Genomic DNA, 25197 nt, shown 5'->3' with positions numbered 1-25197 from the left:
GAAGTTCAGGCGGCGCCAGGGGCGAACGCCAGGTAGACTGTGCCGCCGACCACACCCGCGGCGATCATCAGCAGCCAGAAGCCGGCGAGCCGCAGCAGCGCCGCACCGCGCTGCCCGGCCGGGCGGCTGCGCACGAGGTAGTACGGCACGGCGACGATCGCGGCCATGACGATGCCGATGTTGAGCAGGACGGTGCGCCGGTACAGGCGCGCGTCGCTGTCGAGGCGATACCAGCTGAAGATCAGGAAGCTGAACAGCACCGTGGACAGGACGATCCAGCCGTTGGCCTGGACGCCCGACGTCTTCGCGCGCGCGTCGACGACGCCGTACACGAGCATGGCGGCGAGCAGCAGGATGCGCACGTGCGCCTTCGTCATGGATTCCCCACCACGAGCCGGCTGCCGTGCACTTCGACGATGCGGAACTCGCCCGCATGCGGCGCGACGCCGTGCGTCAGCTCCACGTCCCACAAGGCGCCGCGGTACATGACGCGCGCGCGGCCGTTGTCCCAGGCGGGCACCGTGACGCGCTGGCCGATGTCCAGGTTGACGTTGCGGTCGCGCTGGGCATCGGTGCGCGCCGGATGGCCGAAGCGCGACCGGTGCAGGAATCCCGTCGCGAGCACGCCGACGACGGCGGCGACGATCGCCTGCGCGGGCACGCCGGGGCCGGCCAGCGCGACGAGCGCGCCGGCCGCGAGGCCGATGGCGATCATCAGCAGATAAAACGTCCCGGTGAACAGCTCCAGGATCACGAGCACGCCGGCCGCTACGAGCCAGTCCATCCAGTCAGCCATGGTTTCCTCCGTGGTCGGATCGTCAGTGCCAGTCTACTGCGTCTGCACGCAGCGTCAACGGCCCTGCTGGTTGCGGCGGGCCGCTTCCGGCGTCAGGACGGATGACGCTTGCGGCGCCGCGCACGCGCGCGTGCAGCGCAGGTAACTCGCGTCGCATTGTCCCGCGTGCCCGAGACGGCGTCCCTGCGTGCCGGCGTTTTCGATCGCCTGCGACGCCGGCGTCGCCACCTCATGCTGCGCCGCGCGGGCCATCGGGTTTTTCTCGGGCATCAAATCCTCGCTACGGTCCGACGCCAGCTCCTGGATGTTCGCGCGGCATTCGCGCCGCTCGCTGTCGCACAGGGACTTGCACAAGGTCGGCTCGGCGGCGCGGGCGGCGCCCATCGACAGCAGGCACATTAACACCGGCATCAAAGCCAAACGTTTCATCGACAATCTCCATCGGGGTTGAGTTTTGCCAAAGTGTAACGTTTTTCCGGCTAGCGTCCAAGTTTATTGCTCATGCCTCAACATTTGATGGCGTGCCGTCGTGCCGCCCGCACCGGACATCATTGTCGATGACACAAGACATCTTTACCAAATGTTAATGTTGTTATGCGCAAGCCAAGCGTATGCTCCGGTATCCCGGCATTGACCGATATCGCAAAACGAGGTCATCACCAGGGAAGATCAATTTCCAAGTGGAAATGAATTTGATAATGCCTGCATTGCCCCCACTGAAATTGCTCAACGGAGACCGCCATGTTCCAACGCCTGTTCGCCGCGTTCCGCACCCGTCCGCCCGCCATGCGGCGCACCGCCGCCCACGACGCGATCGCGGTCGCCGGTGAGCACGCCCGCCACACGGCGATGCCCCGGGACGAATGGCGCGACCGGGTGCTGCACCCGCGCCTCAAGCAGCAGTGGAACACACCGGATGCATTGTACGGCACCATCATGGCCGCGCTGGCCGACGGGTTCGCGCCGGAGCTGATGACGTCGGCCGCGCGTCTCGTCGAGATCGACGATCTGCCGGAACGGAGCCACGCCACGCACGGCATCGTCCTGTTGGAAAGCGGCCGGCCCGACGACGCGGAGGCCGTGCTGCGGGCCGGCATCCGGGTCGCCGGCGAGACGGCCGTGCTGCTGACGAACCTCGCCAAGGTCAGCCATTACCGCGGCGACACGGCGGCCACGGCCGACCTGTTGCGGCGCGCCGTCCGGCTCGACCCGAACTACGAGCGCGCGCTGAACGGCTGGCTCGCCATCGAGCGCGAGCGCGCCGGAGAGGGCGGCTTCCTGCACGCGCTGCGCGACGCGTGCGCCCTGCCCGGCAGCTGGCGCGCGCGACTCATTCTGGCCCGCCACCACCTCGCGGCCGGTGACCTGCCGGCGGCGCGCGACGAGTACACGGCCGTGCTGGCCGCGGCCGACGTCGACGGCAGCGCGCTGACGACGATGTCCGCCGACCTGGCCCGCCACGGCCACACGGGGCTCGTCGTCACGCTCGTGGGGCCCGTCTACGAGCCGGCGATGCACGGCCCGCAGGCCGGCTTCAGCCTGTTGCGCGCTTGCCTGGACACGCAGCGCGTCGCCGACGGCGAAGCGCTCCTTGCGCGCCTGCGCCCGCTCGCACCGCCGCCGTTCGCGCGCCAGCTCGACGAATTCCAGCGGGCGTTCGACCGCCTGCACGCCACAGCCGGCGACCAGGCCACGGCGCGCGCGTAGTGCACGCACACCGCACATAAAAAAACCGCTGCCGAAGCAGCGGTTTTTCATTGGACGCTCAGGAGATCAGAGCGACGCCAGCTTCTGCCACGTGTCGATCACGGAGTCCGGGTTCAGCGACATCGACTCGATGCCCTGCTCCACCAGCCACACGGCGAAGTCCGGATTGTCGGACGGCCCCTGGCCGCAGATGCCGATGTACTTGCCCTGCGCGCGGCAAGCCTTGATCGCCATCGACAGCATCGCCTTCACGGCCGGATCGCGCTCGTCGAAGTCCTTCGCGAGCAGCTCCATGCCGGAGTCGCGGTCGAGGCCCAGGGTGAGCTGCGTGAGGTCGTTCGAGCCGATCGAGAAGCCGTCGAAGTACTGCAGGAACTGCTCGGCCAGGATCGCGTTGGACGGCACTTCGCACATCATGATCACGCGCAGGCCGTTCTCGCCGCGCTTCAGGCCGTACTTCGCCAGCAGGGCGATGACCTTCTCGGCCTGGCCCAAGGTGCGCACGAACGGGATCATGATCTCGACGTTGGTGAGGCCCATCTCGTCGCGCACGCGCTTCATGGCCATGCATTCCATCTCGAACGACTCGGCGAAGTCCTCGGCGAGGTAGCGCGCGGCGCCGCGGAAGCCCAGCATCGGGTTTTCCTCGTCCGGCTCGTAGCGCGAGCCACCGATCAGCTTCTTGTACTCGTTCGACTTGAAGTCGGACAGGCGCACGATGACGGGCTTCGGCCAGAACGCGGCGCCGATCGTCGCCACGCCTTCGGCCAGCTTGTCGACGTAGAACGCGCGCGGCGACGCGTGGCCGCGGGCGACCGACTCCACCGCCTTTTTCAGGTCGTTGTCGATGTTCGGGTACTCGAGGATGGCCTTCGGGTGCACGCCGATGTTGTTGTTGATGATGAATTCCAGGCGGGCCAGGCCCACGCCGGCGTTCGGGATCGACTGGAAGTCGAATGCGAGCTGCGGGTTACCGACGTTCATCATGATCTTGGTCGGGATCTTCGGCAGGTCGCCGCGCGCCGTCTCCGTCACTTCCGTTTCCAGCAGACCGTCGTAGATGCGGCCTTCGTCGCCCTCGGCGCAGGACACGGTCACGAACGTGCCGTCCTTCAGCGTCTCCGTCGCGTCGCCGCAGCCGACGACGGCCGGCACGCCCAGTTCACGGGCGATGATCGCCGCGTGGCACGTGCGGCCGCCGCGGTTCGTCACGATGGCGGAGGCGCGCTTCATGACGGGTTCCCAGTTCGGGTCGGTCATGTCGGCGACGAGCACGTCGCCCGGCTGCACGCGTTCCATTTCGGACGGGTCGTTGATGACGCGGACCGGGCCGGCGCCGATCTTCTGGCCGATGGCGCGGCCGGACGTCAGCACGGTGCCCGTGCCCTTCAGCTTGAAGCGCTGCTGGGAATCCGTCGCCTTCTGCTGCGACTTCACCGTTTCCGGGCGCGCCTGCAGGATGTACAGCTTGCCGTCGCGGCCGTCCTTGCCCCACTCGATGTCCATCGGGCGGCCATAGTGCTTCTCGATGATGACGGCGTACTTGGCCAGTTCGACCACTTCGTCGTCCGTCAGCGAGTAGCGGTTGCGCTGCTCGACCGGCACGTCGACGGTCTGCACGGAGCGGCCGGCCTTGGCTTCCTTCGTGAATTCCATCTTGATCAGCTTGGAGCCGATGTTCTTGCGGATCACGGGCTTCTTGCCCTGTGCCAGCATCGGCTTGTGCACGTAGAACTCGTCCGGGTTCACGGCGCCCTGCACGACGGTCTCGCCCAGGCCGTAGCTCGACGTGACGAACACGACGTCCTGGAAGCCCGATTCCGTGTCGATGGTGAACATGACGCCGGCCGCGCCCGTATCGGAGCGGACCATGCGCTGCACGCCGGCCGACAGCGCCACCTCCGCGTGCGTGAAGCCCTTGTGGACGCGGTACGAGATGGCGCGGTCGTTGTACAGCGACGCGAACACGTGCTTCATCGCTTCCAGCACGTTGTCGATGCCGACGACGTTCAGGAACGTCTCCTGCTGGCCCGCGAACGAGGCGTCCGGCAAGTCTTCCGCGGTCGCGGACGAGCGCACGGCGAACGACACTTCCGTGTCCGAGTCGGCCACGAGGCGGTCGTAGAAGCTGCGGATTTCCTGTTCCAGGCGCGGCTGGAACGGGGTGTCGACGATCCACTGGCGGATTTCCGCGCCGGCTGCGGCCAGCGAACGGACGTCGTCGATGTCCAGGCCTTCCAGGCGCGTGGCGATACGGTCGCCCAAGGACGGGCCGCCATCGATGCTGTGGTTCAGGAAGTCGCGGAAGGCTTGTGCCGTCGTGGCGAAGCCGCCCGGCACGCGCACGCCGGCTTCGGCCAGCTGGCTGATCATCTCGCCGAGCGACGCATTCTTGCCGCCGACGGATTCGACGTCGGTCATGCGCAGGGTCTCGAACGAGGCGACGTACACGCTTTCGGCCGCCGGGTCGGGCGCCTTCAGTACTGCATTCGACAGGTTAGTCATGGTAAAACACCTTTTTGATGATGGAAATCTGTACGGCTGGCTGCCGACGTCCCGGTGACGACAGAGCCTGGCGAGGCGGCGGCGGCTGGCCGGGCGTTGCCGTGCGGGACACGGCTGCGCTCCTGGCCGGCTTCGCGCGGCAGGCTGGTCGGGTTTGCGGGGGATTTCTTGTTATTCTTGGCGTCGTACAGCACAATCAAAACCAGTTGCCGAGCATTTTACCCCGTGCGACTGGGTTACACAGCCCTAGGGCTGCAACTTTGTCATTCTCTATACAAAAAAACATCATGTCCCACCCGAGCACCCCAGACAGTCCGACCACCGCCCGCACCGTGTTCTTCGTTTCCGACGGCACCGGGATCACGGCGGAAACCTTCGGCCACGCGGTGCTGAGCCAGTTCGAGATGCGCTTCCGCCAGATCCGCCTGCCCTTCATCGACACGATCGAGAAGGCCTACGAGGCCGCGCGCCGCATCAACGACGTCGCCATCGCCGACAACCAGCGCCCCATCGTGTTCTCCACCCTCGTCAAGCACGACCTGTCGGCCGTGATCCGCGCCGCGCAGGGCATGCACATGGACCTGTTCCAGACGTTCGTCGCCCCGCTCGAGCAGGAGCTGCGGGTGAAGTCGACGCACACGATCGGACGCATCCACAACGTCGTCGACACGGAGGAATACAAGAACCGCATCGAGGCCATCAATTTCTCGCTGGCGCACGACGACGGCCAGTCGCACAAGAACCTCGCGGATGCGGACGTGATCCTCGTGGGCGTGTCCCGGTCCGGCAAGACGCCGACGAGCCTCTATCTCGCCATGCAATACGGCATCAAGGCGGCGAACTATCCGCTGATCCCGGACGATTTCGAGCGCGGCAAGCTGCCGTCGGCGCTGCCGCCGTTCAAGCACAAGATTTTCGGCTTGACCATCTCGCCGGAACGCCTGTCCGAGATCCGGAACGAGCGGCGTGCCGGTAGCAAGTACGCGTCGCTGGCGAATTGCCGCTACGAGGTGAACGAGGCCGAGCAGCTGATGCGGCGCGAAGGCATCCGCTGGCTATCGTCGACCACGAAGTCGATCGAGGAGATTTCGACGACCATCCTTCAGGAGATCAAGCCGGACCGCCGCGAATATTAAACGTAGGATGGACGGGTTCCCCGTCCACGCGTTCAACGTCCGCCGGCAAGGACGCGACATATCCGATATCGCGTATCTCCGCGCGGACGGCCCAGCCGTCCACCCTACGCCAGCACCTGCTCCGACAAGACCTTGAACTGGACTTGCGGCACGAGGAAGCACAGCGGCTCGCCCGCCGCCGGCAGCGCATCCAGCAGCGAACACGCAATGGGCTCCACCGGCACGAGCGGCAGCACCACATCGAGCGGAATCGGCAGGTCGATGTGCGACAGCACGAGCTTGCCGAGCCGCGCCGACCAGCCCAGCGCCGCGTCCTGGCACGCGAGCATCGCCACGGCCGCGTCCCAGCTCGCGAACGCGGCGGCGAACTCCGGCGGCAGCACGGGCCGCACGGCCTGCGCCACCGTGCACGCGAGCGACGGCGCGCTGCCGGCACCCGGCTCGATCCGCGTCGCGTAACCATCGCCACGCGGGCCGTGCGAAAAATGCGCGGGCCGATGCGTCTGCATGATGTCGCTGAACAGGCGCGTGGCCGCGACATAGGCCCCGTTGTCGATGATGTTTTCCAGGAACCAGACCGTCTGCGGGGGCGCGCCCGGCGGCAGCGGGCCGTCCAGGTACAGCCGCCAATTGCTCTGCAGCGGCGACGGGAACAAGCGCCGCAACGGGCCCGCCAGCGCAGGGCCGAAATGGCCGTGCCGGTACGTCAGCGCCGTCAGCGGCGTCTTCCCTTCATGGGTCCACAAGCGCAATCCGGCCGGCAGCAAGGCCGCGGCCGCGCGCGCATCGACCATCCACGTGACGTAGACGACGTCGGCGACGTCGCTGCGCAAGACGGGAAACGGCAGGCGCGCAAACAGGGCAAGGCGCACGCGGGCGAGCGTGCGCGCGTTCAGCACGCGCTCGATCAGGCGTCCAACGAGGCCGGGATACGGATGGCGGTAAGTCCCGCGCGCATGCTGCGCGGTGGCGGTGGCGGCGGTGGGCGGTGCGGAACCGTCCATTCAGAAGAACTGGCGCCAGTCCTCGAGCCACCCGGGGAATTCGTCCGCCGCCATCGGGTTGGCGATGTGGTAGCCCTGCGCGTACGTACAGCCGAGGTCCTGCAGGAAGTCCCAGTCCTGCCGGGTCTCGACGCCGACGGCGACGGACATGCGGTCGAGGCTGTGCGCCAATCCGAGGCACGATTTCAGTACGGTGCCCAGCGGCCGCTTCTTCGACGCGCCGTCGACGAACGAGCGGTCGATCTTGAGTTCCGAGAAGGGGATCCGCGCGAGGATCTGCAGGTTCGAGCGCCCCGTGCCGTAGTCGTCGATGGCGAGGCCGAAGCCCAGCATGCGCAGCCGGACGAGGCGTTCGATGAAGTCGGCGTCGAAGCTCAGGATCGACGATTCCGTCATCTCGAACGTCAGGTAGTCGGGCAGCACGCCGTGGCGCTTCATCGTCGACGCCACCTGGCGGATGAAGTTCGGATGGGCGAGCGTCTCCGGCGCCAGGTTCAGCGAAATGGAGATGGGGATGCCCTGGTCGTGGTAGCGGCGGCAGCGCTCCACCGACATTTCCAGCATCGTCCAGTCGAGGAAGTCGATGCGGTTGTTCTGCTCCAGCGCGCCGATGAACGACGACGGCCCCAGCATGCCGTGGTCGGGATGGCGCCAGCGGGCGAACGTCTCGAGACCCTTCACCTGGCCTGTCGCCAATTCGATCTTGGGCTGGAAGAACGGCTCGAACTGGCGCTTCTGCAGGCCCACGCCCACTTCGGCGAACGAAAAACTGGGCCCCGGCGGCGGCGGCGCAGGGCGACCCGGCGGCTGGTAATTGTCCAGCAAGGCCTTCAGTTTCGTGCTCGTGACGGGCTTGGCGATCGTGCCCAACAGGTCGACGCCGTGCGCCTGCGCGAGGCTCTCGACGGAAAACAGCACGCTCGCGGGCTGGGCGCCCACGACGATCAGGCGCACCGTGGATTTCAATGCGGCGATGGCGCGCAGCAGTTCCAGGCCGTCCATGCCGCCCAGGTCGAGATCGATGATGGCGACGTCCACCTTGGGCGTGAAGCTGGCCTGCAGCGTGCGCAGCGCCATCGGGCCGTCCGGCACGTCCGTGACGCGCGTGGCGCCCACCTGGCCCAGCGCCTCGATCAGCGCGCGGCGCTGCACCGGGTCGGCTTCCGCCACCAGGAAATGCAAAGACTGCAACTGCGATTGCCCCATGTCCATCTCTACTCCATCGATACGTCCACGAAGCGTAACCTGAACGGCCGGTGGCGTCTATGGCTGGCGAACGGCGTGTTGTTGCCTCAGCTGTTCGAAGAAGCACACGGCCGCGCAGGCGGCCACGTTCAGCGATTCCACGGCGCCCGCGTGCGGGATGACGACGCGGTGCGTCGCCAGGTTCAGCAGCGCGTCCGACACGCCCTGTCCTTCGTGGCCCAGCAGCCAGCCGACGGGACGTGCCAGGTCCACGTCGTAGATCCGCTCGCTCGCATAACCGCTGGTCGCCAGCACGGGCACGCGCGCCGTGCGCACGACGTCCGCGAGGTCGACGTTTTCGTAAATCTCCAGCACGAAGTGGGCGCCCATCGCGGCGCGCAGCACTTTCGGCGACCACATCGACGCCGTGCCGGGACTGCAATACACCTGCTTGATCCCGGCCGCGCCCGCGCTGCGCAGGATCGAACCGGCATTGCCAGGGTCCTGCACGCCGTCCAGCAGCACGGCCGATTGCACGAGGGCGTCAGGCCGCTGCGGCCGCGGCGTCTCGACGAGGAACAGCAGGTGGATGCCGTGTTCGACCTGGGACAGCGCGCCGAACAGCGCGTCCGGCAGCGACGTGGCCGGCGCCGTCACGCGGTCGACGATGGCCGCGACTTCCTCGTTGGCCAGCGCGCCTTCCGACACGATGCAGTGCAAGGGCTGGCCGACGAGGTCCAGGTACGCCTGGCACAAGTGGACGCCGTCCAGCAGCGAACGCCCCGCCTTGCGCAGCGCGTGGCTGCTGCCGGCGAGGTGTTTCAGTTCCTTGTAAAACGGGTTGTCGCGCGACGTGATGCTCTTCATGCCGTTTCCCCGAACAGGTCGGGTTCGATAAGGTCGGGCTGGAGAAGCGCACGCACGGGCGCGAAGCTGCGCCGATGCACCGGGCTCGGGCCGTGCTCGCGCAGGCGCGCGAGGTGCAGCGCCGTCGAATAGCCCTTGTGCTGGTCGAACGCATACTGCGGATACGTGGCGTGCAGCGCGACCAGCGCCGCATCGCGCGCCGTCTTCGCGAGGATCGACGCGGCGGAAATCGCGTGCACCTTGTCGTCGCCCTCCACCACCGCGTGGGCGCGGATGTGCGGCGCGAACTGCGGGCAGCGGTTGCCGTCGATGAGGGCGATCGTGGGCACGGTCGCCAGTTGTTCGACGGCGCGGCGCATGGCCAGCATCGTCGCCTGCAGGATGTTCAGCGTGTCGATTTCCGTGTGCGAGCACTCGGCGATGGCCCACGCCAGCGCATGCGCCTTGATCAGCGGGGCCAGCTCGTCGCGCCGCGCTTCCGTCAGCTTCTTCGAGTCGCGCAAGCCGTCGATCGGGCGGGCCGGATCGAGGATCACGGCGGCCGCGAACACGGGACCGGCCAGCGGTCCGCGCCCGGCCTCGTCCACGCCGCAGACGATGTCCTCGAGCGTGAACGGCCGGTTCCTGGTCGGCAGGCCGGGATAGAAATCGAACTTCTTTTTTCTCATGCTTTGCCTATGATCTCGAGCACGGCGCGGGCGCTTTCGCGCGCGCTGTCGCGCAGCAGGCTGTGATGCATCTCGGTGAAGCGTTCCTGCAGCCTCGCCCGGTTATTCTCGTCCGTCAGCTGGAACCAGACGGCGTCCGCCAGCGCCTCGGGCGTCGCCGCGTGCTGCAAAAATTCCGGCACGACGAAGTCGCGCGCGAGGATGTTCGGCAGCCCGATCCACGGCAGGTAGCCCATGTTCTTGATGAGCATCCACTCCGCCTGCAGGACCTTGTACGCGATGACCATCGGCTTCTTGAACAGCGCCACTTCCAGCGTCGCCGTACCGGATGCCGCCAGCACGGCGTCGGCCGCCGCGATGCACGCATGCGATTCGCCGTCGACGAGCTGCAGCGGCACGTCCTGCAAGCCGGCCTTCGCCACGAGCTCCTTAAGATACGCCTTCTGGCGCTCGCCCGCCATCGGCGCGATGAAGCGTACGCCCGGATCGCGCGCGGCCAGCAGCTGCACCGTGCGCACGTACGGCGCCGTCAGGTACTTAATTTCGGACATGCGGCTGCCCGGCATGACGGTGACGACTTTCGCGTCTTCCGACAGGCCGAGCTGGCGGCGCGCGGCCGCCACGTCCGGGCGCAGCGGGATCGTCTCCGCCAGCGGATGCCCGATGTACGTCACGGGCACGCCGGCCTTCCGGTAGATTTCTTCCTCGAACGGGAAGATCACGAGCATGTGCGACACGGCGCGCTGGATCTTCTTGATGCGCCCGCCGCGCCAGGCCCAGATCTGCGGGCCGACGAAGTGCACGGTCGGGATGCCGGCCGCGCGCAACTGCTCTTCCAGGCCGAGGTTGAAGCCGGGGTAGTCGGCGCCGATGAAGGCGGCCGGCCGCTCGGCCAGCAGGCGGTCGCGCAGGCGGTTCTGGATGCCCTTCAGTTCGCGGTAGCGCAGCAGCACCGGGAGCAGGCCCCGCACGGTGAGCGTGTCCATCGGGACGTCGGAGACGAGGCCCTGCTCCAGCATGCGCGGGCCGCCGATGCCGGAAAAGGCGACGTCCGGCAGGTGCGGTTTCAGGCCCGCCATCAGGCGCGCGGCCAGCAGGTCGCCCGACAGTTCGCCGGCCACCAGGGCCAGCGACGTGTTAGCGGACGATGCCACGGGTCGTCGTGTCGAGGAAGTCGCGCATGGCGCGCAGCTGCGGCGCGGCGTCGCCGGCCGCGGCTTCTTCTTCCGCCAGCTTCGCCTTGGCTTCTTCCAGCGTGAGGCCGGACCGGTAGATGTGCTTGTACGCGGCGCGGATCGCGTTGATCTGCTCGCGCGTAAAGCCGCGGCGCTTGAGGCCCTCGATGTTCACGCCGTGCGCCTCGGCCGGGTTGCCGGAGACGAGGACGAACGGCGGCACGTCCTGCGTGAGGCTCGTGTACATGCCGATGAACGCGTGCGCGCCGATCTTGCAGAACTGGTGCACGCCGCAGTAGCCGGACAGGATCGCCCAGTCGCCCACGTGCACGTGGCCCGCGAGCTGCGCGTTGTTCGAGAAGATCGTGTTGCTGCCGACCTGGCAATCGTGCGCGAGGTGCGTGTACGCCGACATCCAGTTGTCGTCGCCCAGACGCGTCACGCCCGCGTCCTGCGCGGTGCCGAGATTGAACGTGCAGAATTCGCGGATCGTGTTGCGGTCGCCGATTTCCAGGCGCGTCGGCTCGCCGGCCCACTTCTTGTCCTGCGGGGCTGCGCCCAGCGACGCGAACTGGAAGATGCGGTTGTCGCGGCCGATCGTCGTGTGGCCCTCGATGACGACGTGCGGCCCGACGACGGTGCCCGCGCCGATGCGCACGTCCGGCCCGATGATGGAGTACGGGCCGACTTCGACGGTGGAGTCCAGCTCCGCCTTCGGGTCGACGATCGCGCTCGGGTGGACCTTGCTCATCACTGCCCCGCTTTTTCGTTCGCGCGGATCGTGCACATCAGTTCCGCTTCGACCGCGACTTTGCCGTCCACGCTGGCGGTGGCCTTGTACTTCCAGATGCCGCGCGACGTGCGCAGGATCTCGACGTCCATCTTGAGCTGGTCGCCCGGCTCGACGGGACGCTTGAAGCGCGCGTTGTCGATGCCGACGAAGTACACGACCGAGTTCTCGTCCGGCTTGACGTTCATGGTCATGAACGACAGGATCGCGGCCGTCTGCGCCAGCGCTTCGATCATCAAGACGCCCGGCATGACGGGCTTGTGCGGGAAGTGGCCGTTGAAGAATTCCTCGTTGACGGTCACGTTCTTGATGGCGGTGATGGTCTTGCCGATCTCGTAGTCGACCACGCGGTCCACCAGCAGCAGCGGATAGCGGTGCGGCAGGTATTCCTTGATCTCGTTGATCCCCAGGGTTTTGTTCGTGGATTCGGTCGTCATTTTTGTTCTGATGGTTCGGTGAGTTGTTTGATCTGTTTTTCCAGGCTGCGCATCTTCTCGCGCAGCGAGGACAGGTTGCGCACGATGGCGGCGCTCTTTTCCCATTCGGCGTTCTTGGCGAGCGGATAGAAGCCCGTGTACTGCCCCGGCTCCAGCACGGAACGCGACACCATGCTCCCCGAGGAGATATGGACGTTGTCCGCGATTTCCAGGTGGCCCAGCACCATCGCCGCGCCGCCGAACGTGCAATTCTTGCCGATCTTGGCGCTGCCGGCTACCCCCACGCAGCCTGCCATCGCGGTGTTCGCGCCGATGCGGCAGTTGTGGCCGATCTGGATCTGGTTGTCGAGCTTCACGCCGTCCTCGATCACGGTGTCGTCGAGCGCGCCGCGGTCGATCGTGGTGTTGGCGCCCACGTCGACGTCGTCGCCCAGCAGCACGCGGCCCGTCTGCGGAATCTTGATGTACACGCCGTTCTCGCGCGCGAAGCCGAAGCCGTCGGTGCCGATCACGGCGCCCGAGTGCAGGATGCCGCGCTTGCCGATCTTGCAGCGCGCATGGAAGGTCACGTTCGCGAACAGGTGCGTGTCCTCGCCGATTTCCGCCTCGCGGCCCACGAAGCAGCCCGCGTCGATGCGGACGCCCGCACCGATCACGGCGCCCGCCTCCACCGTCGCGTTCGGGCCGATGGTCGCCGTCGGGTCGACCTGCGCCGTCTCGTCCACGACGGCGCTGCGGTGGATGCCGGCGGGCGGCACGTACTCGTCCAGCGCGACGAAGTACTGGGCGGCGCGGGCGAAATAGGCGTAGGGGTTCGTGGTGACGATGCGCGCGCCGGCATACGTGGTGGCGACGGTGGCGTCGTCCAGCGGCGAGACGATCAGCGCGGCCGCGTTGCTTTGTGCCGCGAGTGCGCGCAGTTTGCTGTTGCTGAGAAAGCTGATGTGCGAAGCGCCGGCGCTGTCGAGCGGTGCGATGCCCTGAACCTCGAGGTTCGGGTCACCCACCAGCTGCCCACCGAAGCGTTCGACCAAATCACCCAGTCGAGTGCCCATCGTGGTCGTTCCGTAAAAGAAGTGAAAATTGCCGGCCGCTCATGAAGCCGGCCGGCATCGGGGGAGCCGCGTGCGGCTCACTTGTCGAGCAGTTTGAGGATGCGGTCGGTGATGTCGATGCGCGGGCTGGTCCAGATGGCTTCCTGCAGCACGACGTCGAGGTGATCCTGCTCGGCCACCTGCTCGATCAGTTTATAGGCTTTCTGCGCGATGGCGGCGCGCTCCTCGTTCTTGCGCTGGAACAGGTCCTCGTTGTACTCGCGCTGCATACGCTGTACGTCCTTTTCCATGTCGAGCAGCTCGCGCGTGCGCTTCGTGCGGTCGACGTCGGACAGTTTCGGCGCTTCGTCGTCGAATTTCTCGCGGCTCTGCTTGTACTTCTGCACCGCATCGTCGAGCTGTTTCTGGCGCTTCGAGAATTCCGACTGCAGCTTCGCGTCCGCCGCCTTGGCCAGCTTGGACTCGGTCATCAGGCGCTCCGTGTACACGAAGCCGATGCGGCTGGTGCCGGTCTGCGCCGACGCCTGCGCCATCGCTCCGGCGCACAACAGCGCCAGCACGAGGCTGCGCGGCAACGAGGCTAACGATTTTTTCAACATCATTCTTCGCAATCCTTGTCTCGGCGATGGGCCGATCAGAAACCGGTACCCATCTGGAACTGGAAGCGCTCCAGGCGGTCGCCCGGCTTCGCGTTCAACGGCTTAGCATAACTCAACTTCAGCGGACCCACCGGCGAAATCCACGACAGGCCGATACCCGCCGAGTAGCGCAGCTGCGACGTGCGGATCGGCTCGTGCTCCTGGTAGATCTGGCCCGTGTCGGCGAAGGTGAACCAGCGCAGCGAGCGGTCCTGGCCGCTGCCCGGGAATGGGAACTGCAGCTCGGCGTTGCCGATGACGCGCTTGGCGCCGCCCAGGGCGTCGTACGTGTACGGGTCGACGACACCCAGCGACGAGCTCTCGTAGCCGCGCACGGAACCGATGCCGCCGCCGTAGAAGTTCTTGAAGACCGGGTACGAGTGGCCGCCCAGGCCCGCGCCGTAGTCCAGCTCACCCTTCAGCGCCAGGGTCATCCAGCGCGTGATCGGGCGATACCACTGGTGTTCGTAGATGACGCGGTAGTACTTGGCGTCGCCGACGGCATCGATCTCGAGGTTGGCGCGCTGGTAGCGGCCGCGGGTCGGCGTGATGGCGGAGTCGCGCGAATCGCGGCCCCACGCCACCGTCAGCGGGATGGCGTTGGTCGTCGCCTCGCCAATGCCCGTCGCCTTGGCCGTCGCGTTCTTCGAGTTCTGCATCACGAACTGCTTGTACAGCGTGGGCGAGCTCTCGTCCGTCTCCAGGCGCGTGCGTTCGAGGCCCGCGCCGAAGTAGACGGTGTCGATTTCCGAGAACGGCACGCCGAACGTCAGGTTGCCGCCCTGCTGGCGCACGGTGTACGAACCGATGTTCAGCGCCGGTGGGCGCGACGTGCGCAGGTACAGCTGGAACGCGCGCGAGATGCCGTCGTCCGTGAAGTACGGGTTCGTCTGCGCGAACGAGATCGTGCGGTTGTAGTGGCTCGTGTTCAGTTCGATGCCGACCGTGTTGCCGCTGCCGGCGAAGTTGGCCTGCGTGACGGACGCGGTGAAGGTGAATTTTTCCGCCTGCGAGAACGCGCCGCCGACCATGAAGTTACCGGTCGGCTTTTCGACGACGGCGATGTTCACGTCCACGGCATCGTTGGTGCCCTGCGCTTCCGGCGTCTCGACCGTCACGTCCTTGAAGTAGCCGAGGCGGTCGACGCGGTCGCGCGACAGCTTCACGCGGTTCGGGTCGTACCACGAGCTCTCGAACTGGCGGAATTCGCGGCGGATCACTTCGTCGCGCGTGATCGTGTTACCGGAGATGGTCATGTGGCGTACGTACGCGCGCTTGCCCGGATCGACGAAGAACGTGAACGCGACTTCGCGCTTCTCGCGGTTGATCTCGGGGTTCGCCGTGACGTTCGCGAACGCGTAGCCGAAGCTCGCGAGGCGGTCGGCGATGCGCTTGTTCGACGCTTCCTGCAGGTCGCCGGAATAGGTCTGGCCCGGCTTCAGCAGGATGAGGTTCTTGAGTTCCTGCTCGCGGCCGAACATCTCGCCGTCCATCTTGACGCCGGAGACGGTGTACTTCTCGCCTTCGGTGATGTTGATGGTGAGGTAGATGTCCTTCTTGTCCGGCGTGATCGAGACCTGCGTGGACTCGACGTTCACTTCCAGGTAGCCGTGATTCAGGTACCACGACTTGATGGCTTCCAGGTCGCCCGTCAGCTTCTGTTTCGAATACTGGTCGGCCTTCGAATACCACGTGAGCCAGCCGGACGTGTTCAGCTGCAGCAGCGCGCGCAGGTCCTTGTCGGAGAACGCCTTGTTGCCGACGATGTTGATCTGCTTGATCTTGGCGACGTCGCCCTCGTCCACGTTGAACATGATGTTCACGCGGTTGCGCTCGATCGGGGTGACGGTCGTCGTGATCTTGACGCCGTACAGGCCGTGCGACAGGTACTGGCGCTTCAATTCCTGCTCGGCGCGGTCGACGGAGGCCTTGTCGAAGATCTTGGTCTCGCCGACGCCGATTTCCTTCAGCGCCTTGACGAGCATGTCCTTCTCGAATTCCTTGGTGCCCGTGAATTCGACGGCGGCGATGGCGGGACGTTCTTCGACCAGCACCACGAGCACGCCGTTTTCCTCTTCCAGGCGGATGTCCTTGAAGAAGCCGGTGGCATACAGCGCCTTGATCGCCGCCGTGCCCTTGTCGTCATCGAAGGTTTCGCCCACGCGCACCGGCAGGTAGCTGAACACCGTGCCTGCCTCGGTGCGCTGGATGCCTTCGACCCGGATGTCCTTCACGACGAAGGGAGCGACTGCGGCGGCGTGGCCGGCACAGAGGGCCAGCACGGCGGCGCCGATCAAGCTGCGGCGGGAGGGAAAGGCAAAACGCGATTGGGCAAAACGTTCGGGTTGTAAATTCATCGGTTAGATCAATGGGTCAGTCATTGGACAACGTTACCTAAGCCGGACGCTCCGATGCCCGCCGCGGACGCAGCGTACTTTCGGAGTGCCGTGTGTTCAGAGCAGTCGCACCAGGTCGTTGAAGACGGCAAGCGCCATCAGCATGAACAGCAGGCCCACCCCGGCACGCTGCGCGATCTCGCCGATCCGCGCGGGCAAGGGTCGCCCGGTCAAAACTTCCAGCGAATAATACAGCAAATGGCCACCGTCCAGAACGGGAATTGGTAACAGATTCATTACACCCAGGCTGATCGAGATGAATGCGATGAACTCGAGGAAGGGCTCGACGCCCGAGCGTGCCGTCTGTCCGGCCACGTCCGCGATCGTGATCGGGCCCGTCACGTTTTTCAGCGAGACCTCGCCCACGATCATCTTCGCGATCATCTTGACGGTCAGTGCGCTCGTCTCCCACGTGCGCTTGGCGCCCTTCGCGACCGCGTCCAGCGGGCCCGCCTGCACGGTCACCATCTCCGGCGCCTGCGCGATCATCGCCTTCACGATGCCCTTGCCCGATTGCGGGTCGCGGTCGGGGGTCACCGGCAGCACGACCTGGTCCGCGCCGCGCAGCACGCCGACCTGCAGCGGCTTGCCGGCCGCGCCGCGCACGGCCTCGATGAACGCGATGCCGTCGACGACGGGCTTGCCGTCGATCGCCGTCACGAGGTCGCCCTGGCGCAGGCCCGCGCGCGCGGCGGGGCCGTCCGGCAGGACCTTCTCGATCGTCGGCCGCGGGCGCCACATCTGCATGCCGAGCGCGCCGAGGATGTCGCCGTCGACGTCGAGTGCGGCCATGCGGTCGGCCGGCAGCACGGCGCGGTACGGCGCCGAATCGGCCACGGGGCCACGCAACGTGAGTTCGGCGGCATGCTTGTCGATGGCGGCGCGCACCAGTTCCCAGCGCAGCTCCGTCCACGATTGCACGGGGCGGCCGTTGACCGCGGTGACGACGTCGCCGCCGCGCACGCCCGCCTGGTACACGACGGACGCCTGCGCCATCGGCCGCAGGCGGGTGCCCGGCTCTTCCTTCCCGTGCATGAACAGCGCGGCCATCAGGGCGATGGCGAGGATGAAGTTGGCGATGGGGCCCGCGGCCACGATGGCGATGCGCTTCCACACGTTCTGGCGCGTGAATTCGCGCGGCAGGTCGGCGTCATTCGTCGGCGCCGTCGTGGGGTCGCGCGCGTCGAGCATCTTGACGTAGCCGCCGATGGGCAGCGCCGAGATGGCCCATTCCGTCTGGTCCGGGCCGAAGCGGCGCGACCACACGATGCGTCCCATGCCGATCGAGAAGCGCAGCACTTTCACGCCGCACAGCCGCGCGACGGCGTAGTGCCCCAGCTCGTGGAAGATGATCAGGGGTCCCAGGGCCAACAGGAACGCCAGCACGGTGTGGATCAGGTTCATGACTTTCTCCCGTCAGGGCCCGCTCGAAATCGTATTACGACGCATGCACGATGCGTTCGGCCGCGGCGCGGGCACGCGCGTCCTGGGCCATCACGGCCGCGATGCTGGTGGCCGCGCCATGCGGATTCTCGTCCATCACGCGGCGCACGACGCGGTCGATGTCGCGGAAGCCGATGCGGCGCTCGAGGAATGCCTGCACCGCCACTTCGTTCGCCGCGTTCAGCAGCGCCGGCGCCGTGCCGCCCGCCCGCAGCGCGTCGAACGCGAGCGCGAGGCAGGGGAAGCGGTCGAAGTCGGGCTTGTGAAACGCGAGCGCCGCCCACTGCGTCAGGTCGAGCTGCTCCACACCGGACGCGATGCGTTCCGGGTACGCCAGAGCATGGGCGATCGGCGTGCGCATGTCCGGATTCCCGAGCTGCGCCAGCACGGAGCCGTCGACGTACGACACCATCGAGTGGATCACGCTTTGCGGGTGGATCACCACCTCGATCCGGTCGGCCGGCGCGCCGAACAGCCAGTGCGCCTCGATCACTTCGAGGCCCTTGTTCATCATCGTCGCGGAATCGACGGAGATCTTGCGGCCCATCGACCAGTTCGGGTGCTTGCACGCCTCTTCCGGCGTGACGGCTTCCAGCGTCTCGACGGCGCGCTGCAGGAACGGACCGCCCGATGCCGTCAGCAGGATCTTCGCGACGCCGGCCGCATCGGGCGAGCGTCCATACGTCCCCGGCAGCGACTGGAAAATCGCGTTGTGCTCGGAATCGATGGGAAGGAGTGTCGCCTTGTGCTCCTTGACGGCGTCCATGAACAGCTGGCCCGACATCACGAGCGCTTCCTTGTTCGCCAGCAGGATCTTCTTGCCCGCGCGCGCGGCCGCGAGCGCGGGCGCGAGGCCGGCGGCGCCGACGATGGCGGCCATCACCGTGTCCGTGTCGGGGCTGGACGCGATCTCGCACAATGCCGCCTCGCCGTGGGCGACGTCGATCGGCAGCCCGGCCAGCAGCTCGCGCAGGCGCGCCGCCGCCTGTTCCGTGCCGACGACGGCGCGCTGCGGACGGAACACGCGGCACTGCGCGGCGAGCGCGTCCACGCGTTCGTGCGCGCTCAACGCATAGACACGGTATTTGTCGGGATGACGCGCGAGCACGTCGAGGGTCGAGACGCCGATGGAGCCGGTGGCGCCCAGAATAGTGATGCGTTGCATGTTGCGTTCCATTGTCAAGGTCGTCCCATGGCGTTAAGGGATTCTGGCACGGCAGGCGCCGCAGCGGCGCCGCCCTGTCCGAACGACCTGGTGTGTTACAGCCGCGCCCCGATCAGCGCGGCGAGCGGCAGCACGGGGACGAGCGCGTCGATCCGGTCGAGCACGCCGCCGTGGCCCGGCAGCAGGTTGCTGCTGTCCTTCATGCCGGCGCGCCGCTTGAGCTGGGATTCGAACAGGTCGCCGACGATGCTGGCGGCGACCATCAGCACGAGCACCACGACGAGCGCCGGCCAGCCGTAGCGATGCTGGACGGCCGCGGCGAACGTGTTCGCGAAGGCGTCGCCGCCGAACTGCACGGAGAGGCCGGCCAGCACGAGCACGGCGATGCCGCCGCCGATCGCGCCTTCCCACGATTTGCCGGGCGAGATCGAGGGCGCCAGCTTGCGCTTGCCGAACGCCTTGCCGCAGAAGTACGCGCCGATATCGGCCACCCATACGATCGCGAGCACGGACAGCAGGAACAGGGGCGAATGCGAATACAGGGCCACGATCGCCGCGAAGCAGCCGACGACGGCGAACGCGTACACGAGCGACAGCAGCGTGTTCGCGGGCGTGTGCAGCGGCGGCAGGCCGATCTTCAGCGACGGTGCGAACCGCGCGATCCACAGCGCCACGCTCAGCGCGGCCCAGAACGACAGGTTCGTGTGCCCCGTGATGACGGCCATCGCGAAGACGGCGGCCCAGACCAGCGCGATCACGTGGGCGTTGTGCGTATCCGGGTTGAACAGCCGGAAGCATTCCCAGATGGCGGCGCCGAAGAACACCGTCGCCACCACCGCGAACGCCAGATAGTTTTTGAAGTAGAGGACCGGCAGCAGGACTGCCAGCAGCACGACGGCGGTAACGACGCGGGTTCTGAGCATCAGCGGTTCAGCCTTATTTAGCCTTGTTGGCGACTTGTTCGCCGGTGCGGCCGAAGCGGCGTTCCCGGCTCTGGTAGGACGCGATCGCCGTGTCGAGCGACTCGGGCGAAAAGTCCGGCCAGAAGGTGTCGGTGAAGTACAGCTCGGAATACGCGAGCTGCCACAGGAGGAAGTTCGAGATGCGCTCTTCGCCGCCCGTGCGGATGAACAGGTCGGGCTCGGGCGCATAGGCCATCGCCAGGTGCGGGGCCAGCATCTCTTCGGTGTACTCGGTCACGCCCGGATTCGCGGCCACCATCTTGCCCGTCGCCTGCATGATGTCCCAGCGGCCGCCGTAGTTGGCGCAGATGGTGACGGTGAGGCGCGCGTTGTTCGCGGTGCGGCGCTCGGCGTTGGCGATCATGTCCTGCAGCTTCGGCGCGAAGCGCGACAAATCGCCCACGACCTTCAGGCGGATGTTATTCGCGTGCATCTTGGACACTTCGCGCTCGAGCGCCGTGACGAACAGGCCCATCAGGTAGGACACTTCGTCGGCGGGACGGCGCCAGTTTTCCGAGGAAAACGCGAACAGCGTGAGGTATTCCACGCCACGTTCCACGCACGCTTCGACGATCTTGCGCACGGCGTCCACGCCCTTGACGTGGCCGGCCACGCGGGGCAGCAGGCGCTTGGTCGCCCAGCGGCCGTTGCCGTCCATGATGATGGCGATATGGCGCGGCACCGTCGGCGCTTCGGGAACTGCGGTGGTCGAACTTTTGAAAATCATAAATGGACTGCGAAAAGACTGCAAAGGATCACGGTCGCCGTCCGGCGGACGACTGCAAAGACGGCGACTGAAAAAGGTGGAACGGACCGGTCAGGCCTAGCCTGCCGGTCCGACGTCCACAACGATACCCGCGACCCGGGGGCGCCGCAATACGTATCGGCTTAAACGGTCATCACTTCTTTTTCTTTTTCGGCAACGAGCTTGTCGATGTCGATGACGGCCTTGTCGGTCATTTTCTGGATGTCGTCCTGGGCGCGGCGCTCGTCGTCTTCCGAGATCGCCTTGTCCTTGACCAGCTTCTTCAGCTGTTCGTTGCCGTCGCGGCGCACGTTGCGGACGGCGATCTTCGCGTCTTCCGCTTCCGACTTGCACAGCTTGACCATTTCCTTGCGGCGCTCTTCCGTCAGCGCGGGCGTCGGCACGCGAACCATCTCGCCGAACGTCGACGGATTCAGGCCCAGGTCCGATTCGCGGATTGCCTTTTCGATGACGTTCAGCATTTTCTTTTCATACGGCTGGACGCCGATGGTGCGGGCGTCGATCAGCGTCAGGTTCGCGACCATCGGCAGCGCGGTCGGCGAGCCGTAGTAGTCGACCATCACGTGGTCCAGGATGCCGGTGTGGGCGCGGCCGGTGCGAACCTTGGCCAGATTGCTTCTCAGGGTCTCGATGGATTTCGCCATCTTGTCCTGGGCACTTTTTTTAACGTCAGCGACGGACATGCTGCTCTCCTGTCTTTCTAAAATTGATTAAACGTGTACGAGTGTACCCTCGTCCTCGCCCATGATCACGCGCTTGAGCGCACCCGGCTTGACGATCGAGAACACCTTGATCGGCAGCTTCTGGTCGCGGCACAGGGCGAACGCCGTGGCGTCCATCACCTGCAGGTGCTTGGCGATCGCTTCGTCGAACGTGATCTGTTCGTAGCGGGTCGCGTGCGGGTCCTTCTTCGGGTCGGCAGTATATACGCCATCGACCTTGGTCGCCTTCAGGACGATCTCGGCCGAGATTTCCGAGCCGCGCAGCGCGGCAGCCGTGTCGGTGGTGAAGAACGGGTTGCCGGTGCCGGCAGCGAACACGACGACCTTGCCCTCTTCCAGGTATTGCAGCGCCTTCGGGCGCACGTACGGCTCCACGACCTGCTCGATGCCGATCGCGGACATCACGCGGGCGGTGATGCCCTGCTGGCGCATGGCGTCGGCCAGCGCGAGCGCATTCATCACGGTGGCCAGCATCCCCATGTAGTCGGCCGTCGCGCGGTCCATGCCTTGCGCGCCCGGTGCCACGCCGCGGAAGATGTTGCCGCCGCCAATCACCACAGCCAGTTCCACACCCAGCTTCGACACTTCCGCAACGTCGGCAACCATGCGCTCGATGGTGGCGCGGTTGATGCCAAACGGATCGTCGCCCATCAGCGCTTCGCCAGACAGTTTGAGGAGGACTCGTTGGTAGGCTGGTTTTGTCATGAATGGGGCTCCTGTGGTCATTGAATGTTTCGAGTTCGGTACTGCCGGCGGGGGCTTGCCCCGCCCTTCGGTCTTACAACCGGTTACAAAAACGGGCCTTGCGGCCCGTTCTGTTTATTACTGCTTGGCAGCAGCCATCTGCGCTGCGACCTCTGCCGCGAAGTCGTCGACTTTCTTCTCGATGCCTTCGCCGACCACGTACATCACGAACGCTTTCACGGTCGTGTTGGCGGCCTTCAGCATCTGCTCGACGCTCTGCTTGTCGTTCTTCACGAAAGCCTGGTTGAACAGCGACACTTCCTTCAGGTACTTCTGCACCGAACCGTCGATACGCTTGGCGACGATCTCGGCCGATTGCGGCTGCTTGCCTTCGGCGACGGCCTTGTCGGCGTCTTCCTTGGCTTTCAGCTGAGCAACCGAACGCTCTTTCTCGATCAGCTCGGCCGGCACTTGATCAGCCGACAGGGAGACCGGCTTCATCGCGGCGATGTGCATGGCGACGTCCTTGCCCACTTGCTCGTCGGCGCCGTCGTAGTCGACGATCACGCCGATGCGCGCGCCGTGCAGGTACGACGCCAGCTTGCCGGTCGTCTCGAAGCGCTGGAAGCGGCGAACCGTCATATTCTCGCCGATTTTACCGATCAGTGCCGTACGCACGTCGTCGAACGACTTGCCGTCGACCGGCAGCGCGGCCAGGGCGGCGACGTCGGCCGGGTTGTTCTCGGCGACCAGCTTGGCAGCCAGGTTGGCCATGGCCATGAACTCGTCGTTCTTGGCGACGAAGTCGGTTTCGCTGTTGATTTCCACCAGCGCGCCGATGTTACCGGCGACGTATGCCGTCACGACGCCTTCGGCCGTGATACGCGATGCCGCTTTCGATGCCTTGCCGCCCAGCTTGACGCGCAGGATCTCTTCGGCACGTGCCATGTCGCCTTCGGCTTCGTTCAGTGCCTTCTTGCATTCCATCATCGGTGCGTCGGTCTTCGCGCGCAGTTCGCCCACCATCGCTGCAGTAATCGCTGCCATGTCATTTCTCCTAATGTCGGAGCAAGCCGTCGGTGCGACGTCTTGCAAAATTGTTGATCTGTCCAGGAATTGCTTGCAAAAAGGGGCGCTCGATCTTAGGCTCGGCGCCCCTTTACTGCTCAGCGGGCCAGGGCCCGCCGGAACTTAAGCTTGCTCGGAAACTTCGACGAAGTCGTCGGCCGATTTGACCATCTCGACCACTTCGTTCGACGCGTTCGCACGGCCTTCCAGGATCGCATCGGCGACGCCGCGTGCGTACAGGGTGATGGCCTTCGACGAGTCGTCGTTACCCGGGATGACGTGGGTCACGCCTTCCGGCGAGTGGTTGGTGTCGACCACGCCGATGACCGGGATGCCCAGCTTGCCGGCTTCGGTGACGGCGCCCTTGTGGTAGCCGACGTCCACGACGAAGATCGCGTCCGGCACGCCCTGCAGGTCCTTGATGCCGCCGATCGACTTCTGCAGCTTTTCCAGTTCGCGCGAGAACATCAGCGCTTCTTTCTTGCTCATCTTCTCGACTTCACCCGACTCGATGGCGGCTTCCATGTCCTTCAGGCGCTTGATCGAGGTCTTGATGGTCTTGAAGTTGGTCAGCATGCCGCCCAGCCAGCGCTGGTCGACGTACGGCACGCCGGCGCGCTGCGCTTCGGCGGCGATGATGTCGCGGGCCTGGCGCTTCGTACCCACCAGCAGGATCGTGCCGCGGTTGGCGGCGATCTGCTTGATGGTCTTCATCGCATCCTGGTACATCGCCATGGTTTTTTCCAGGTTGATGATGTGGATCTTGTTGCGATGACCGAAGATGAACGGCGCCATTTTCGGGTTCCAGAAACGGGTCTGGTGGCCGAAGTGAACACCGGCTTCCAGCATTTCGCGCATAGTGACAGACATTGTAATTCTCCAGGGTTGGTTCTTGAATGACGGCCAGTCCACCCTTGACGGGCACCCTTATCGACCGCATTCGCGATTTAAAAATGAGACCGTGGTTTGAAACCATCAAAACACGGCTTTTCACGAGCTTGCCCGATACGAACACGAGCAACCCGAGATTCTAGCGGGATTTGACACGAATTTCAAGCTTGCGCACGTTCCCGCTCCGCGCACCCCCTTGCCGGCCGGCCGGCGGGGGGCGGCCCGGCCTGCCCTTGAATCACTTATAATGCCCGATACAGAACATATTGCAGAACGGATCACCATGACCATCTCCATCAAGACCCCGGAAGACATCGAAGGCATGCGCATCGCGGGCCGGCTCGGTGCCGAGGTGCTCGACTACATCACCCCCTTCGTCAAGGCGGGCGTCACGACCGGCGAACTCGACCGTCTGTGCCATGAATACATGGTCAATGTGCAAGGCACCGTTCCCGCACCGCTGAACTATGCGCCGCCCGGCTATCCGCCGTTCCCGAAAGCCGTCTGCACCTCGGTCAACGACGTGATCTGCCATGGCATTCCGGGCGACAAGGTGCTCAAGAACGGCGACGTCGTCAACATCGACGTCACCGTGATCACGAAGGATGGTTATCACGGCGACAACAGCCGCATGTTCTTCATCGGCGAACCGTCGAAGCTGGCGCGCCGCCTGACGGACATCACCTACGAATGCATGTGGCTGGGCATTGCCAAAGTAAAACCGGGCGCGCACCTGGGCGACATCGGCCACGCGATCCAGCAGCACGCGGAAAACGCCGGCTATTCCGTCGTGCGCGAGTTCTGCGGCCACGGCATCGGCAAGGTGTTCCACGAAGAGCCGCAGGTATTGCACTACGGCCGTCCCGGCACCGGCGAGGAGCTGAAAGCCGGCATGATCTTCACGATCGAGCCGATGATCAACGCGGGCCGCCGCGAGATCCGCGAAATGCCGGACGGCTGGACCATCAAGACGAAAGACCGCAGCCTGTCCGCCCAGTGGGAACACATGATCCTCGTGACGGAGACGGGCTACGAGGTGCTGACCACGTCGGCCGGCACGCCGCCCCCGCCCGCGATCGTACAGCCGAAAGACGCCGTCGCCGCCTGACCCGCAACCCGTACGGCCGGTGCGCCGGC

General features: G+C 65.8%; 25 protein-coding genes. 3 read left to right on the top strand and 22 right to left on the bottom strand.

Translation table 11 applies throughout. The annotated features are described in order from the left end of the window. Window positions 1-5: 5 nt before the first annotated feature. The 3 genes from NX784_RS03695 to NX784_RS03685 are packed head-to-tail and all read right to left on the bottom strand — an operon-like array spanning window position 6 to window position 1225. Window positions 6-377, bottom strand: a complete 372-nt coding sequence (locus NX784_RS03695; protein ID WP_258815340.1) for a hypothetical protein — start codon at window positions 375-377, stop codon at window positions 6-8. After that, complete coding sequence (locus NX784_RS03690) at window positions 374-796, bottom strand: NfeD family protein (RefSeq protein ID WP_258815339.1); 423 nt, start codon at window positions 794-796, stop codon at window positions 374-376. Before NX784_RS03690 ends, NX784_RS03695 begins: the two co-directional genes overlap by 4 nt. 54 nt (window positions 797-850) lie before the next feature. Continuing rightward, on the bottom strand, window positions 851-1225 hold the full coding sequence (locus NX784_RS03685; protein ID WP_258815338.1) for a hypothetical protein: 375 nt from the start codon (window positions 1223-1225) through the stop codon (window positions 851-853). A gap of 312 nt (window positions 1226-1537) precedes the next feature. On the opposite strand from NX784_RS03685, the gene NX784_RS03680 reads away from it, so the two are divergent. Beyond that, window positions 1538-2503 carry a tetratricopeptide repeat protein gene (locus NX784_RS03680; RefSeq protein ID WP_258815337.1) on the top strand — a complete coding sequence of 322 codons (966 nt, stop codon included), beginning with the start codon at window positions 1538-1540 and terminating at the stop codon, window positions 2501-2503. A 66-nt stretch (window positions 2504-2569) separates the two neighbouring features. Here NX784_RS03680 and ppsA read toward each other — a convergent pair whose 3' ends face one another. Then, entirely contained in the window at window positions 2570-4924 is a 2355-nt protein-coding gene (ppsA, locus tag NX784_RS03675; protein WP_258815454.1) for a phosphoenolpyruvate synthase, read from the bottom strand. Window positions 4925-5295: 371 nt separating this feature from the next. Here ppsA and ppsR point away from each other — a divergent pair, with 371 nt between their 5' ends. Continuing rightward, window positions 5296-6144: a posphoenolpyruvate synthetase regulatory kinase/phosphorylase PpsR gene (gene ppsR, locus NX784_RS03670; RefSeq protein ID WP_258815336.1), complete on the top strand. Its 849-nt coding sequence runs from the start codon at window positions 5296-5298 to the stop codon at window positions 6142-6144. Between the two features lie 104 nt (window positions 6145-6248). On the opposite strand, the gene NX784_RS03665 is transcribed toward ppsR, so the two are convergent. The 18 genes from NX784_RS03665 to rpsB all read right to left on the bottom strand — a co-directional run bounded on the left by NX784_RS03665 (window position 6249) and on the right by rpsB (window position 24039). Next, window positions 6249-7148: a DUF2071 domain-containing protein gene (locus NX784_RS03665; RefSeq protein WP_258815335.1), complete on the bottom strand. Its 900-nt coding sequence runs from the start codon at window positions 7146-7148 to the stop codon at window positions 6249-6251. Continuing rightward, entirely contained in the window at window positions 7149-8360 is a 1212-nt protein-coding gene (locus NX784_RS03660) for an EAL domain-containing response regulator (protein WP_258815334.1), read from the bottom strand. It lies immediately after the preceding gene. Window positions 8361-8411: 51 nt separating this feature from the next. After that, window positions 8412-9200 carry a TrmH family RNA methyltransferase gene (locus NX784_RS03655; protein WP_258815333.1) on the bottom strand — a complete coding sequence of 263 codons (789 nt, stop codon included), beginning with the start codon at window positions 9198-9200 and terminating at the stop codon, window positions 8412-8414. Continuing rightward, window positions 9197-9868: a ribonuclease HII gene (gene rnhB / locus NX784_RS03650; protein ID WP_258815332.1), complete on the bottom strand. Its 672-nt coding sequence runs from the start codon at window positions 9866-9868 to the stop codon at window positions 9197-9199. The genes NX784_RS03655 and rnhB overlap by 4 nt, the downstream gene beginning before the upstream one ends. After that, window positions 9865-11022 carry a lipid-A-disaccharide synthase gene (gene lpxB / locus NX784_RS03645; protein WP_258815331.1) on the bottom strand — a complete coding sequence of 386 codons (1158 nt, stop codon included), beginning with the start codon at window positions 11020-11022 and terminating at the stop codon, window positions 9865-9867. Before lpxB ends, rnhB begins: the two co-directional genes overlap by 4 nt. Beyond that, complete coding sequence (lpxA, locus tag NX784_RS03640) at window positions 11006-11794, bottom strand: acyl-ACP--UDP-N-acetylglucosamine O-acyltransferase (protein WP_258815330.1); 789 nt, start codon at window positions 11792-11794, stop codon at window positions 11006-11008. The genes lpxB and lpxA overlap by 17 nt, the downstream gene beginning before the upstream one ends. Next, the gene (fabZ, locus tag NX784_RS03635; RefSeq protein ID WP_258815329.1) at window positions 11794-12270 is read right to left on the bottom strand and encodes a 3-hydroxyacyl-ACP dehydratase FabZ; all 477 of its coding nucleotides are present in this window, start codon (window positions 12268-12270) and stop codon (window positions 11794-11796) included. Before fabZ ends, lpxA begins: the two co-directional genes overlap by 1 nt. Then, window positions 12267-13325: a UDP-3-O-(3-hydroxymyristoyl)glucosamine N-acyltransferase gene (gene lpxD / locus NX784_RS03630; RefSeq protein WP_258815328.1), complete on the bottom strand. Its 1059-nt coding sequence runs from the start codon at window positions 13323-13325 to the stop codon at window positions 12267-12269. The genes fabZ and lpxD overlap by 4 nt, the downstream gene beginning before the upstream one ends. Before the next feature lie 77 nt (window positions 13326-13402). Beyond that, complete coding sequence (locus tag NX784_RS03625; RefSeq protein ID WP_258815327.1) at window positions 13403-13927, bottom strand: OmpH/Skp family outer membrane protein; 525 nt, start codon at window positions 13925-13927, stop codon at window positions 13403-13405. A gap of 32 nt (window positions 13928-13959) precedes the next feature. Continuing rightward, the gene (bamA, locus tag NX784_RS03620) at window positions 13960-16320 is read right to left on the bottom strand and encodes an outer membrane protein assembly factor BamA (protein ID WP_258815326.1); all 2361 of its coding nucleotides are present in this window, start codon (window positions 16318-16320) and stop codon (window positions 13960-13962) included. Between the two features lie 96 nt (window positions 16321-16416). Beyond that, window positions 16417-17763 carry an RIP metalloprotease RseP gene (gene rseP, locus NX784_RS03615; RefSeq protein WP_258815325.1) on the bottom strand — a complete coding sequence of 449 codons (1347 nt, stop codon included), beginning with the start codon at window positions 17761-17763 and terminating at the stop codon, window positions 16417-16419. Window positions 17764-17797: 34 nt separating this feature from the next. Next, window positions 17798-18967 (bottom strand): 1-deoxy-D-xylulose-5-phosphate reductoisomerase, encoded by a 1170-nt coding sequence (ispC, locus tag NX784_RS03610; RefSeq protein WP_258815324.1) that lies wholly within the window; start codon window positions 18965-18967, stop codon window positions 17798-17800. Between the two features lie 95 nt (window positions 18968-19062). Continuing rightward, window positions 19063-19890: a phosphatidate cytidylyltransferase gene (locus NX784_RS03605; RefSeq protein WP_258815323.1), complete on the bottom strand. Its 828-nt coding sequence runs from the start codon at window positions 19888-19890 to the stop codon at window positions 19063-19065. Between the two features lie 13 nt (window positions 19891-19903). Then, window positions 19904-20656: a polyprenyl diphosphate synthase gene (gene uppS, locus NX784_RS03600; RefSeq protein WP_258815322.1), complete on the bottom strand. Its 753-nt coding sequence runs from the start codon at window positions 20654-20656 to the stop codon at window positions 19904-19906. 161 nt (window positions 20657-20817) lie between these two features. Next, window positions 20818-21378 (bottom strand): ribosome recycling factor, encoded by a 561-nt coding sequence (frr, locus tag NX784_RS03595; RefSeq protein ID WP_258815321.1) that lies wholly within the window; start codon window positions 21376-21378, stop codon window positions 20818-20820. A 27-nt stretch (window positions 21379-21405) separates the two neighbouring features. Next, window positions 21406-22122 (bottom strand): UMP kinase, encoded by a 717-nt coding sequence (gene pyrH, locus NX784_RS03590; RefSeq protein ID WP_105375943.1) that lies wholly within the window; start codon window positions 22120-22122, stop codon window positions 21406-21408. 117 nt (window positions 22123-22239) lie between these two features. Next, window positions 22240-23148 carry a translation elongation factor Ts gene (tsf, locus tag NX784_RS03585; protein ID WP_258815320.1) on the bottom strand — a complete coding sequence of 303 codons (909 nt, stop codon included), beginning with the start codon at window positions 23146-23148 and terminating at the stop codon, window positions 22240-22242. Window positions 23149-23292: 144 nt separating this feature from the next. After that, complete coding sequence (gene rpsB / locus NX784_RS03580) at window positions 23293-24039, bottom strand: 30S ribosomal protein S2 (RefSeq protein WP_166856233.1); 747 nt, start codon at window positions 24037-24039, stop codon at window positions 23293-23295. A 304-nt stretch (window positions 24040-24343) separates the two neighbouring features. On the opposite strand from rpsB, the gene map reads away from it, so the two are divergent. After that, on the top strand, window positions 24344-25168 hold the full coding sequence (gene map, locus NX784_RS03575) for a type I methionyl aminopeptidase (RefSeq protein ID WP_258815319.1): 825 nt from the start codon (window positions 24344-24346) through the stop codon (window positions 25166-25168). The last annotated feature ends 29 nt before the right edge of the window (window positions 25169-25197 follow it).

This window comes from Massilia pinisoli, assembly GCF_024753285.1.
GTDB classification, from domain to species: Bacteria; Pseudomonadota; Gammaproteobacteria; order Burkholderiales; family Burkholderiaceae_D; genus Telluria; species Telluria pinisoli.
Note: the sequence above shows the minus strand (reverse complement) of the source record. Positions and strands in the feature narration are given on the sequence as shown.